The sequence below is a fragment of the Halobacillus sp. ACCC02827 genome (assembly GCF_030291935.1).
GTDB lineage: Bacteria > Bacillota > Bacilli > Bacillales > Halobacillaceae > Halobacillus.
The window spans coordinates 2,055,470-2,067,172 of the sequence record NZ_CP128168.1; the positions used below are offsets into that span (position 1 = coordinate 2,055,470).

11 protein-coding genes are annotated in these 11,703 nt (G+C 43.2%); 3 read left to right on the forward strand and 8 right to left on the reverse strand.

Going from position 1 to position 11,703, the window contains the following annotated elements:
• Positions 1-51: 51 nt before the first annotated feature.
• From QRD89_RS10970 to QRD89_RS10990, 5 genes are read right to left on the reverse strand one after another with little or no spacing between them, the layout of a single operon-like run.
• Entirely contained in the window at positions 52-1,395 is a 1,344-nt protein-coding gene (locus QRD89_RS10970; protein ID WP_062513637.1) for a GH1 family beta-glucosidase, read from the reverse strand.
• 24 nt (positions 1,396-1,419) lie between these two features.
• On the reverse strand, positions 1,420-2,475 hold the full coding sequence (locus QRD89_RS10975) for a LacI family DNA-binding transcriptional regulator (RefSeq protein WP_255358519.1): 1,056 nt from the start codon (positions 2,473-2,475) through the stop codon (positions 1,420-1,422).
• Between the two features lie 45 nt (positions 2,476-2,520).
• The gene (locus tag QRD89_RS10980) at positions 2,521-3,354 is read right to left on the reverse strand and encodes a carbohydrate ABC transporter permease (RefSeq protein ID WP_008639859.1); all 834 of its coding nucleotides are present in this window, start codon (positions 3,352-3,354) and stop codon (positions 2,521-2,523) included.
• Entirely contained in the window at positions 3,355-4,308 is a 954-nt protein-coding gene (locus tag QRD89_RS10985; protein ID WP_062513640.1) for a carbohydrate ABC transporter permease, read from the reverse strand. It lies immediately after the preceding gene.
• Positions 4,309-4,368: 60 nt separating this feature from the next.
• Entirely contained in the window at positions 4,369-5,643 is a 1,275-nt protein-coding gene (locus QRD89_RS10990) for an ABC transporter substrate-binding protein (RefSeq protein ID WP_062513643.1), read from the reverse strand.
• Positions 5,644-6,049: 406 nt separating this feature from the next.
• On the opposite strand from QRD89_RS10990, the gene QRD89_RS10995 reads away from it, so the two are divergent.
• Both QRD89_RS10995 and QRD89_RS11000 read left to right on the forward strand, forming a co-directional pair.
• Entirely contained in the window at positions 6,050-6,226 is a 177-nt protein-coding gene (locus QRD89_RS10995; RefSeq protein ID WP_008639380.1) for a hypothetical protein, read from the forward strand.
• A gap of 243 nt (positions 6,227-6,469) precedes the next feature.
• Complete coding sequence (locus tag QRD89_RS11000) at positions 6,470-8,368, forward strand: LTA synthase family protein (RefSeq protein ID WP_062513645.1); 1,899 nt, start codon at positions 6,470-6,472, stop codon at positions 8,366-8,368.
• A gap of 84 nt (positions 8,369-8,452) precedes the next feature.
• Here the strand turns inward: QRD89_RS11000 and QRD89_RS11005 are convergent, their stop codons facing one another.
• Both QRD89_RS11005 and QRD89_RS11010 read right to left on the reverse strand, forming a co-directional pair.
• On the reverse strand, positions 8,453-9,469 hold the full coding sequence (locus tag QRD89_RS11005; RefSeq protein WP_286095266.1) for an NAD(P)H-dependent flavin oxidoreductase: 1,017 nt from the start codon (positions 9,467-9,469) through the stop codon (positions 8,453-8,455).
• A 21-nt stretch (positions 9,470-9,490) separates the two neighbouring features.
• The gene (locus QRD89_RS11010) at positions 9,491-9,907 is read right to left on the reverse strand and encodes a VOC family protein (protein WP_286095267.1); all 417 of its coding nucleotides are present in this window, start codon (positions 9,905-9,907) and stop codon (positions 9,491-9,493) included.
• A 129-nt stretch (positions 9,908-10,036) separates the two neighbouring features.
• On the opposite strand from QRD89_RS11010, the gene QRD89_RS11015 reads away from it, so the two are divergent.
• The gene (locus QRD89_RS11015) at positions 10,037-10,462 is read left to right on the forward strand and encodes a hypothetical protein (protein WP_026577265.1); all 426 of its coding nucleotides are present in this window, start codon (positions 10,037-10,039) and stop codon (positions 10,460-10,462) included.
• 135 nt (positions 10,463-10,597) lie between these two features.
• Here the strand turns inward: QRD89_RS11015 and QRD89_RS11020 are convergent, their stop codons facing one another.
• Positions 10,598-11,452, reverse strand: coding sequence for an AraC family transcriptional regulator (locus QRD89_RS11020; RefSeq protein WP_008639371.1), 855 nt, complete (start codon positions 11,450-11,452; stop codon positions 10,598-10,600).
• Positions 11,453-11,703: the final 251 nt, after the last annotated feature.

Sequence of the window (11,703 nt, forward strand, 5' to 3'; positions counted from 1 at the left end):
AGGAAAGTCGTTTTCTTTTAAGACGAAATCGATTTCGTAACGGAAAAAATTTTACCGGTTAAACGAATTATTCTTAATGGTTTCTTTATACCAGTAAAAGCTGTCTTTCTTCGTTCTTTTGAATGTTTCAAAGTCTACGTGAATGATCCCGAACCGCTTATCATATCCTTCCGCCCATTCAAAATTATCCAGGAGCGACCATACAATATAACCGGCGATCGGAACTCCGGATTGAATGGAACGATCCAGTGCGGTCAAATGCTGCTTTAAGTAATCAATCCGCTCCTGATCATGAACCCTTCCATCCTTGACACCGTCATTGTAGCATGCGCCATTTTCCGTAATGTAGATAGGAACATTCCCGTAAGTTTGATGAATATCCGTCAATGCTTTATGAAAACCTTCTGCATAGATCGGCCACCCTATATCCGTTCTTCTTTCATCAAGAGGAACCTCCTCTACTTGGAACATCCCGCCATCTTCATGGTAACGACCGAGACTCCCTGTGTAAAAATTGATTCCCATAAGGTCGATAGGCTGGGCAATGGTATCCATATCCCCTTCCATCAACCGGAGCTGTGCCCCGTGTCCAGCGAAAAGTTGGACTAACTCTTCTGGATATGATCCTTTGAATACAGGATCCATGAACCATTCCTTCTGCCACATCATCCCGAGCTTACAGGCATGAACATCCTCCTGTTTCCTAGTATATGGTTCAAGCCAGCCGATATTTGGAGCGTAGCCGATTTCCCCGTCCGGAACCTCTTCCCGGAATGATTTTACCGCTTTCCCATGTGCAAGAAGCAAATGGTGAGAGACATCCACCGCCGCCTGCAGATCTTTTTTCCCGGGGGCATGTACACCCAAGAAGTTAGAAAGAAAGGATGCACACCAAGGTTCGTTGATTGTTAACCACTTCTTCACGCGGTTTCCGAATAATTGGAACATGCATGTCGCATATGTATCGAACGCATCAACGGTAGATCTGCTTTCCCATCCGCCGTTTTCCTGAAGATATTGAGGAAGATCCCAGTGATATAGGGTGACCATCGGCTCTATACCTTCTGCAATAAGTGCGTCAACAAGGGAAGCGTAATAGTCGACCCCTTCTTTATTTGGGATTCCTGTTCGGTCTGGAAATATCCGCGACCATGAAATGGAGAAACGGTAAAGATCGACGCCTAGTTCTTTTAAATGTCGGACATCCTCCCTGTATAAATGGTAGCTGTTACATGCACGGTCACCGGTGTCCCCGTTTTTTACGTTGCCTGGCGTATGGGAAAACACATCCCATATAGAAGGGGTACGGCCTCCTTCTTCCACCGCACCCTCGATTTGATAAGATGCCGTGGCGGCACCCCATTTTAAGCTTTCAGGAAACTTTATAGTTGTCATGCTATCCCCTCCATAAATAATGACTCAACGTTCGATTGTCGTTGCCCGCGGTACCAGTTCAGGGTCTACTTTTACTGCCTGAATGGCATGATCTGATTTCATTAAATCTTCCAGCATATATGCAGAAAGTTTTCCAAGTTTCTGTTTATCCTGCTTTACAGTGGTAAGCGGCGGATCACTATACCGGCAAGCCTCGATATCATCGCAGCCGACCAGCTGTATATCATGAGGTACGGAGAGTCCGTGTTCTTTTATGGCTTTTAAAGCACCAAGAGCCATCATATCAGAAGCGGCGAATACGGCTTCCGGAAGCCTTCCTCCATTCAGAATCTTCTTCATCGCGTCATACCCGCTGTCTTCAAAGAAGTCCCCATAATGGATCCAGTCCTTCTCTACGTTCAGACCAAATTGGTTCATAGCGTCCACGAATCCGATATTACGGATACTGGATACTAAAGAGTCTTGTTTCCCTCCGATGTAAGCAATATTCCGAACCTGATTTAAATACAGATATTCGACTACATTAAAGCCGATTTTTGCATTATCTGTCATGATGTAACTGGAACGGGGGCCTTCCAATTTTAAATCGATTCCGATACAGGGGATGTCGCTTGCTGCGATCTCGTGGACCGCATCTTCAATCTCATCTCCAGCAATAATCAAACAACCATCGACATGGAAGTGTTTGCATCTTTCCAAATACTTGCTCTCCCCTTCATAAATCTTTTCATTTGAGAAGAGCAGTAAATCATACCCAAGGGCGCCTACCGTTTTCTTAAAAGAGTTGACGACCTCGTTAAAGAAAGGGTGCTTGAAATCTACGTTGATTTTCCCCGCATAGATCAGACCGATCAAGTTGGATTTCTTTGTAGCCAGTGATTTGGCTGAAAAAGTGGGCTGATATTTCGTATCTTCGATGATTTTAAAGACTTTCTGCCTTGTTGAATCACTGATGCCACCGTAATTATTAATAATTTTTGATACAGTAGCCGGTGATACACCGGCCATCTTCGCGATATCCCTGATCGTTAAATCCATGGTTTTGTATTCTCTCCTTAGACACTTTCCTGTAAAAACTATGTTTCTATTGTATCAACAATTGGAATATTTAACATAATGGATCGATTACTTTACCGATCCTTCCGTGATACTGGATATAAACCATTTATTAAAGATAAGGAAGATGATGATCAACGGAACGGTCGCCCAGAATACGCCTGACAATAACATACCGAAATCCACCCGGAATGCATTGTTCAAGGATGCCAGAGCTACTTGCAGCGTGTAAGAAGACGGGTCTCTTAAGACGGTGAACTGCCACAAAAACTCTCCCCACACAAGAGTGAATACGATTATTCCAAGTGTAGCAAATGCCGGTTTAATAATCGGAAGGACGATACTTCGATAAATACGGAAGTTTGAGCAGCCGTCCAGTTTCGCAGCCTCCATAATTTCATCCGGAACCGATTCACTGATATATTGGCGCATAAGGAAAATGCCAAGCGGATTTAACAGAAACAATACACCTGCACCGAACAATGTATCTAACCACCCAAGCTGCGACACAAGGTAATATTGAGGGATCAATCCCAGTTGGGGAGGGATGACCATCGTCAGCAGGATACAGATAAAGAAAAAGTTCTTGCCCGGGAAGTTGAATTTAGCAAACGCGAAGCCTGCTAAAGAACTGATTATCAAGACAGCAAGCGTAACAGTCGTACATAAAAGGATCGTATTCCACATCGCTTGAAAGAATGGAATGGTATCCAACACTTTGGTAAAGTTTTCGACCAGTTGATCCCCTGGTAACAGTGTCGGAGGGATCGAGTTATAGGCAGCACTCGGTCTCGTTGCCATAACAAACATCCAATAGAATGGAAAGAGAGACAGCAAGGATGCCAAGCTCAGTAATATATATATCGGGACTCTTCCGCCTTTCCCTTCTGCCGGTTTTCTCATTTAAGACACCTTCCTTTTCTTCTCACGATTGAATCCTGAGGTTAACCACGTATTGATGGCTGCTGCTGCAATGATGATGATCAGTAAAAGGACAGCCGTAGCCGATGCTGTACCGAAAGAACCCAGATTAAAAGCATCCCTGTATAAGTACATGACCACTGTCATCGCTTCATCACGACTAAAGGCAGAAGATCCGAGGAATACTGTCGGTTCTGCAAAAAGCTGCAGGGCACCAACCGTAGACATAAAGACGGTTAACAGAATGAACGGTTTCAGCAATGGAATCGTAATATGGAAGAATTGCTGCACCTTCCCTGCACCATCAATGGTGGCAGCCTCATACAGATCCTTTGGAATACTTTGTAGACCTGCCAGGTAAATAATGGTGTTATATCCTACCCATCGCCAGAAAACCATCAGAGCGATTGCGATCTTCGCCCCCCATTCCGATGTTTTCCAACTTACAGGATCGATACCGAAAAGACCGATAAAGTAATTGGCAAGAGCTGTTTCGCTGCTGCTGAAAAACACACCGAATACGAGCGCAACCGCAACCATAGAAGTGATATACGGCATAAAGATCGTCACCCGGAAGAAGTTAGTGAACCGGATGACGGCAAGGTTCAGGAAGTAAGCTAGAATGATACCGACAATCAGCTGTGGCGCAGTGCCCATCAATCCAATAATTACTGTATTATAGAGTGACTTCCAAAACAGCGGATCCTGTAGAACAATTATAAAATTGCTCATTCCTACAAACTCCATTTCACCCAGACCATTCCACTTTTGAAAAGCAAGAACGATGCTGAAACCTGCAGGATACAAACCTATAATGCCAAATATGATAAAAAAGGGAGCGATATAGAGATACCCGGAAAGCATATCTTTCTTCTTCTCGGACATGTGACTCGTCTTCGCTCGGGAGACTCTCTGTTGCTTCTCCACACTCTCCATCCAATTTCCTCCTTCGTTATGTAAGGCAGGCTGAACAAGTGCTGTCCAGCCCGGCCTCCTTCATCGTTTCAAAAGATCATTAATCCGTTTCACGGCTGCATCCCATTCTTTCTCCGGATCAGCACCTTCCTGGACATTCTTCAGGGCTGTAAGCACTTCGTTGTTTACGGTCACATATTTAGGACCTTTGTAAACTTCTGGAATTTCCTGTGCTGCTTCAGCGAAGTAAGCGGCTGTATTTTGCCCTCCAAAATATTCGTCCTCATTATTGGTGAACGCTTCCATTTCATACGTATCCGGTGTGGATGGGAATAAACCGCTCTCCGTAAAGGATTTCATTTGATTTTCTGGTGATAACAACCATTGAGCGAAGTCGTAAGCTTCCTCCTTATAATCTGTTTCAGCCGGCATCGCTACGTAGGATCCGCCCCAGTTACCTGCAAACTGTGTAGGCATAGTCGTCACGCGCCAATCCCCTTCCGCATCGGGTGCATTTTCTGTCATGTATCCTTTCAACCATGCAGGAGCCAATTCTGCTGCAAAACTCCCCTCATTTAAGGCGTTCGCCCACTCAGGTGTCCACATATCAAAATTAGAGACAACCCCCATATCATTTAACTCCACTGCATAATCATAAGCCGCTTTGACACCGTTATCGGATTCTTCAATAAGAAGTTCGCCATCCCTGTTGAAGTAGCTGACCTCGAGAGCGTCCATGTTGGCACGGAATGCCATTTCCATACTATCGACCATCGGTTTATTGGTCTCTTTCCATACGGTCTCTGCTGCTTCTTTGAATTTTTCGGGAGAATCGATCATGGCAGTCACTTCATCCGGATCCGTAGGCAGACCTGCTTCTTCAAAAATCCCGGTATGATAATACATGGCTTTCGGGCCGATATCCGTAGGCAGTCCAAACAAAAAATCTCCGTCGCCGTTCTCTGCCATCTTCCATTTCCAATCTAAGTATTTGCCTTTCAGATCTTCTGCGCCTAAATCATAAAAATTGACGAATCGATCCTGCGCTTCCCTATAACGGTCCAGCTGATCGATTTCAATCATTGTCAGATCCGGTGCGCCGGTTCCAGCGGATATAGCTGTAAATAAGCTATTATGATGGTCTTCTAACTCAGAGTTTTTTATGTTGATTTTCACGTCAGGGTTCTCTTTTTCATATTCTTTTGCAAGATCTTCATAATTGGTTGCACCAAAAACCCAGAAATCAAGGGTTACTTTACCTTCTCCCGAAGCAGAATCATCTCCTCCACTGCACGCATAAAGAAAAGTAGTCAACAATAATAACATTGCAATCATCCAACTCTTTTTCAACTTCATTCCTCCTCTGAAATGCCATTTACGAAACCGGTTTCGTTAATGGTCAAAAAAAATCGATTGATCACTCGTGATATTTTGATTATATCTAGTAATGTATCCGTTTTCAATATAAATTTCAGAATTTTACTTATATTTTATTAACATATAAGGAAATCGGTTTCCTAAACAATGTTTAACCTTCTCCTTGTCTGCATACAAGACAAGATGATCCTTCCTCTTCCATGCCGGCATCTTTTTTGCAGAAGAAAAAATGTATCACTATTAATGTTTTCGTTTAACCCCCCATTTACTACCATGACAAGACTGATAGTACTAAAGAATGAATTTAATATACAAAGAAGTAATTTCCTTTAACTTAGGGAATAGAATAAGTGAAACCTAAATCAATCAAGGGAGGAATCGCCACATGATATGGATGCTTTTGCTGATTCCGTTGGTATGCCTGATTGGAATTGCTTTATATTTTGATAAATCAAAGAAGAACAAAACAGGTGTGGATAACGAAAAGACGTATGAGGAAATCTATGAAAATAAAGGTGCCGCTACTAAGTCCGCAGATCCAAAATATACAAAGAACTTCTAAATTGATATAGGAAAGCCTTTCAGAATTTAGATTCCCACTAAAAAATGGTGTGAATTCTATAAGGGTATAAATGGCTTCACCATTTACAGTACACTGCAGGGATGGTCCCGAGGGCCTCCCCTTTTTTTTGTGAAAAAACGCACCATACCTCCCCGCCTATGTTTGTAAAGTACAACTATTTACTTTATGATGGAAATCTGATAGATTTGATTATTATTGTTAAACACCATTACCAGGAGGTTCATGATTTACATGAAAACTACCAATCCATTAAACAAAGGCTGGGTTTTCTTCTGGACCGCAGTAATATTACTGTGGGCAAAAACCTATTACGCCCTACAAACAGCATTTACGTTAGATATTGAAAACGGCGCACAACAATTCATTCTGATCCTTACACCAATCAGTTCTATCTTATTCTTTTTCAGTTTTGCATTCTTCTTCTCACCAAAGAGAAGAAATAAAGCATTTATGACCATTTACTTCTTAATGTCATTCATTCTTTATGCAAACGTCGTGTATTATCGTTTCTTTAACGATTACATCACCCTTCCTGTGTTGATGCAGTACAAGAACTTCGGGGATCTAGGAGGCAGTGCTCAATCATTGATGCACGTTTCTGATGTACTGTACTGGGTTGATTTCGTTCTTCTAATCGCATGGTTGGTAGCGAAAAAGACTAATCCTACGATGCACTTTAAGAAAAGAACCGTCGCTATGCTTTTTGCTTCATCCATAGGCTTTGCGGCAGTAAACCTGTCTATGGCTGAGGTTCAAAGGCCAGAACTGCTCGTACGTACGTTTGATCGCGCCAAACTCGTCAAACTGCTAGGAATCTACAATTATCACATCTATGATTCTGTGATGACAGCTAAAACATCGTCCCACCGAGTTCTTGCAGACAGCAATGAACTTGTTGACGTCTTGAACTACGTCAATTCCCAGCAAGGGAAAATGGGAGCGCACGGAGAGTTCTTCGGAAAAGCGGAAGGAAAGAACATTGTACTCGTTTCGCTTGAGTCCACGCAGAACTTTGTTATCGACAGAGAATTAAATGGACAGGAAATTACTCCTTTCCTTAATGATCTCAAAGATGACAGCTTCTATTTCAGCAATTTTTATCACAATACCGGACAAGGGAAAACCTCAGATGCAGAATTCATCATTGATAATTCCCTGTATGGACTGCCGCGAGGTGCTGTCTATACAACGAATGCAAACAACGAATACAATGCTACTCCGGAAATTGTAAAAGAGCACGGGTATACACCTGTGAGTTTCCACGGAAACCACGCAAGTTTCTGGAACCGTGATGTCATGTATCAAAACCTCGGGTACGACGAATTCTACTCGAAGAAATATTATGATGTAACAGATGAGAACTCCGTCAACTATGGTTTAAAGGATATTCCATTCTTTGAACAATCCATGCCTTTACTCAAAGAGCTGGATAAACCGTATTATGCAAAATTCATAACGATGACGAACCACTATCCATACATTATGAACAGCGAAGACATGAAGATGATTGATCCGGCCGATACCGGAGACGGTTCTGTTGACCGCTACTTCCAAACGGTTCGATACGAAGACGAATCTATCAAACGGTTCTTCGAATTGATGAAGGAGCAGGGAGAATACGAAGACAGTATCTTTATCCTTTACGGCGACCACTACGGAATATCCGAAAACCATAACCGTGCTATGAGTGAAATCCTTGATAAGGAAATTACTCCGTTTGAACATACACAGCTTCAGAAAGTTCCTTTGATCATCCATATTCCTGGAATGGAAGGAAAAGAAATGGATACGGTTGGAGGAGAAATCGATTTAAAACCTACGATTCTCAGCCTTCTCGGCATAGAGGAAGAAAATGATGTTCAATTCGGTACCGATTTGTTCAAAGAAGATCGGGAAAGTAAGACAATCTTCCGTGATGGAAGTGTCGTTACAGACGACTATGTCTATGCTGCCGAAGGAGACCACTGTTACGACAAATCGACAGGAGAAGAAATCGACGGGGAAGCATGTACACCGTTGAAAAAAGACGCTCAAACGGAGTTGAATTACTCTGATAAAGTTGTTTATGGAGACTTGCTGCGTTTCTTAGATGAAAAACAAAATCAGAATACAGAGAAATAACCAAAAAAACTCGGCTGCGATGCAGCCGAGTTTTTTAATTACCCCAATTGTGAGTGCCTTCTCGCTTTTTGCAGTAAATCATAATCATTCCATGGCGGACTTGATAACCTCAGCAGCAGAACGATTATCACTTAATCGAGGGCTTTGTCCGGACCACAAAGACATGTACCTCGTATCCCCATTTTGAGCGGCTGCCGATCGAATCGGTTTCGTCAGGGAGTTCTGAAGTGGATACGGGAGGTGTGGCTTCCCTTCCATACGGCGTATAAACGCGTTCTCTATCCCCCTTGCCGGCTTTCCACTGAAACTTGCCGTAACTGCCGTTTCCGTCTCTCTTGCTCCCAAAATGGCTTCCTTGTGGCGTGGATGTGCTCCACTCTCTTTGCACGTTACAAAAGCAGTCCCCATTTGTACTCCAGATGCTCCCAGGGCCATTGCAGCACGGACTCCCCTACTGTCCATAATTCCTCCTGCAGCAATGACAGGGATTGTTACTTGATCGACGATTTGCGGTACGAGAGAAATCGTACCGATCATGCCTCCTCTTTCTGATCCAAGAAAGGTTCCTCTATGGCCTCCTGCTTCACTCCCTTGAGCAACGACCATATCCATTCCGCTTCTCTCATTCAAGACTGCTTCCTCCACATTCGTGGCAGTTCCAATTAATTGAATTCCCTCCTGCTTCAGTCTTTCCATTGTTTTACGATGAGGGATACCGAACGTGAAACTTACAATTGGTACGTTTTCTTCGATTAGGATACATACCTGCCTGTCGAAATGGTCCATGTCTGCTTCTGGAATCGGACTCACCTCCACCCCCAGTTCACGTCGATATGGTTCCAGCCATCGTTCTGCCTCCTCCATCTCCGCCTTGCTGTATGTTGGGTATTCCGGCACAAACAGGTTTACGGCAAAGGGACGATTTGTCAGCTGTTTAATCCGCTGAACAGATGTTTTCAAAGCGTCCCCGGTCATATAACCTGCCCCCAGACTTCCAAGCGCTCCGGTGTTGGAAACTGCAGCGACCAGCTCCGGTGTTGTCACCCCTCCGGCCATTCCTGCTTGTATAATCGGGTAGGTCAAACCTAATATCTCCTTCATATAATAACTCCTCTCTATGATTTAACATTGACATATCATCAGCATATTACCGTCCGGATCCTGAAAACTAAAGTAATGGCCATGTTCAATGGAACCGATCCATCCTGCTTCCATTTCCTGTACTTGAAGGTAAGCCTCATGGATGTCATTTGTATTCAAATGAAAGACCGGATTTATATATATCGATTCCTGATTGTATCGTTTGCTGTCCAATACAATATTTACACCTGATAAAGGTAAGATATACAAATGGTTGTGAGGAAATTCTTCTTTATACGGAACAGCCAACAGCCTGGAATACCACATGGCTCCCTGTCTGATATCCTGCACGGGAATGAAGACCGTTCCGATTTCCGGAAGAATCGCACCGTCTTTTTTTATATCTGTAGTACTTTTCTTGTCCCCTTTGGATAGCTCTTCTGATGCATGACCTGCCATTCAAACCACTCCATTCCTATGTAATGAGTTGCTTTTCGAAACTTCAAGCATATCTTCCTGTTGAAATGAATTGATTCCAAAGCTCGACACCCCTATAATTAGGAAAAGAAAGGATTGTGAGGAATCAACATGCTTTACATACGAAACATCGAAACAATCATTGAGGAAATCTATCAAGAAAACCAGTTGGATTTACAATACGAAGTCAACAGCACCCTGCCATCACCGATGAGCTTCAATGTATCCACCAATACGCTTGCTTTCAATTACCTTCAAGTCAATGGATACATGAGCAAAGTTAAAATTCAGGAGTCAGAGGAAGACTTCGTCCGAATCATGATTTACCGTGAACTTGGCTATTATATTACGTTTAAAAAGCATCGGCCGGATATGCGCACCCTTCTATACGGCGGGGACGCGGAAGTCGCGGAGCTTAAAGCAGAAATAGAAACGAATGCATGGGATTACGGACGTGAACTCGTTCCTGACCGTCTGAAACAATCGTATGATATCGTACGAGAAAGGGACGGCATGCTGCTAAATGGCCGTTTATAATCGAGAAATTTACCCCTTGACTGTTTTTTCTTTTCCCCTTCCTTACATTCGTGTTCGATAAGGAAAAACCTCCATGTCTGGACCAAAATTTCCTATAAATAAAGAAAGGATCACCGCCGAGGGGTGATCCTTTCTTTATTTTACTGGAATCCATATTTCTGAGTAATACGAGTCACTGGAAGGATCTCCGTCCGGATAGACTTCCATTTCCGGTCCATTTCCTTGTGTAAATCCGCTGGAAGGAAACCATTCCGAGTAAATTTGTTTCCAAACCTTCTGTATGGCACCCGGCATGGAGCCATGCACTTCAAAAACCGCCCATTTCGATGCCGGTATTTCCAACATATCATACGATCCATCAGGTTGTTTCCCTTGATAGGAAGCCCCGATCCAATAGTCGATGGATTCGCCATTCCCAATGGTACAACAAACCCCGATAAGCCCTTCCATTACTCCATCATTCCAATCATCCAGATCATCTAATACACCATCCTCATTAAACTGCCGCCACATCTGTGGAATTATTTTCAAGTTCTCTCCTTCTTTGCAGGAGATCCGTTCTTTCCTTCCCATGATTCTGATTGCTTCTTTTTCCATGATTTGATACCTCATCGGCTCTACTCCTTTCAAGGAAACTTGAATAACCAGGCGGTTATAGAATACTAAGGATCCATTATAGTTTCGCGCATCCCGTGGTGACATGCCATGCTGTTTACGAAAAGCTTTCGAGAAAGATTCCGGAGAGTCATATCCGTACTTATAGGCGAGATCAAGGACTTTCCTTCTGCCTGCCATCAGCTCTCCCGCAGCAAGCGTCATTCTTCTCCTTCTGCAGTAGTCCATGACAGACGTATCTGTCAAGATCCGGAATAGGTGCTGGAAATGATAAACAGACATGTGGGCTTCTTTCGCAATATCCTCTATACGCAGTCCTTCCAATAGATGTTTCTCCATATAATCAACAGCACGCTGCATGGAATCGATCCACATCCGAACTTCCTCCTCTCTTAAAAAAATCATATCAGTTATTCCTTCGCCCTTCCTGTCTGTTTGTGCTTTTTCAGGACAGATAAGACGTTTACACTCCCAAAAAAATCCATAATGGATAAATGTCAAAAACTTGTCGTTTCTTATGGTTGCTTGTCAGGAATGCTTTCCGTAAAATAGTTGAGTGGGAGACCATTACCGAATGTATGTATCATACAAGCACAGGCAAGGCTGGTAGAAGACCCTTTGTCAGC

Coding starts and splice junctions, on each gene's coding strand:
- QRD89_RS10970 (WP_062513637.1), bottom strand. CDS start 1,395: ATGACAACTATAAAGTTTCCTGAAAGCTTAAAATGGGGTGCCGCCACG.
- QRD89_RS10980 (WP_008639859.1), bottom strand. CDS start 3,354: ATGAGAAAACCGGCAGAAGGGAAAGGCGGAAGAGTCCCGATATATATA.
- QRD89_RS10985 (WP_062513640.1), bottom strand. CDS start 4,308: ATGGAGAGTGTGGAGAAGCAACAGAGAGTCTCCCGAGCGAAGACGAGT.
- QRD89_RS10990 (WP_062513643.1), bottom strand. CDS start 5,643: ATGAAGTTGAAAAAGAGTTGGATGATTGCAATGTTATTATTGTTGACT.
- QRD89_RS10995 (WP_008639380.1), top strand. CDS start 6,050: ATGATATGGATGCTTTTGCTGATTCCGTTGGTATGCCTGATTGGAATT.
- QRD89_RS11000 (WP_062513645.1), top strand. CDS start 6,470: ATGATTTACATGAAAACTACCAATCCATTAAACAAAGGCTGGGTTTTC.
- QRD89_RS11005 (WP_286095266.1), bottom strand. CDS start 9,469: ATGAAGGAGATATTAGGTTTGACCTACCCGATTATACAAGCAGGAATG.
- QRD89_RS11010 (WP_286095267.1), bottom strand. CDS start 9,907: ATGGCAGGTCATGCATCAGAAGAGCTATCCAAAGGGGACAAGAAAAGT.
- QRD89_RS11015 (WP_026577265.1), top strand. CDS start 10,037: ATGCTTTACATACGAAACATCGAAACAATCATTGAGGAAATCTATCAA.
- QRD89_RS11020 (WP_008639371.1), bottom strand. CDS start 11,452: ATGTGGATCGATTCCATGCAGCGTGCTGTTGATTATATGGAGAAACAT.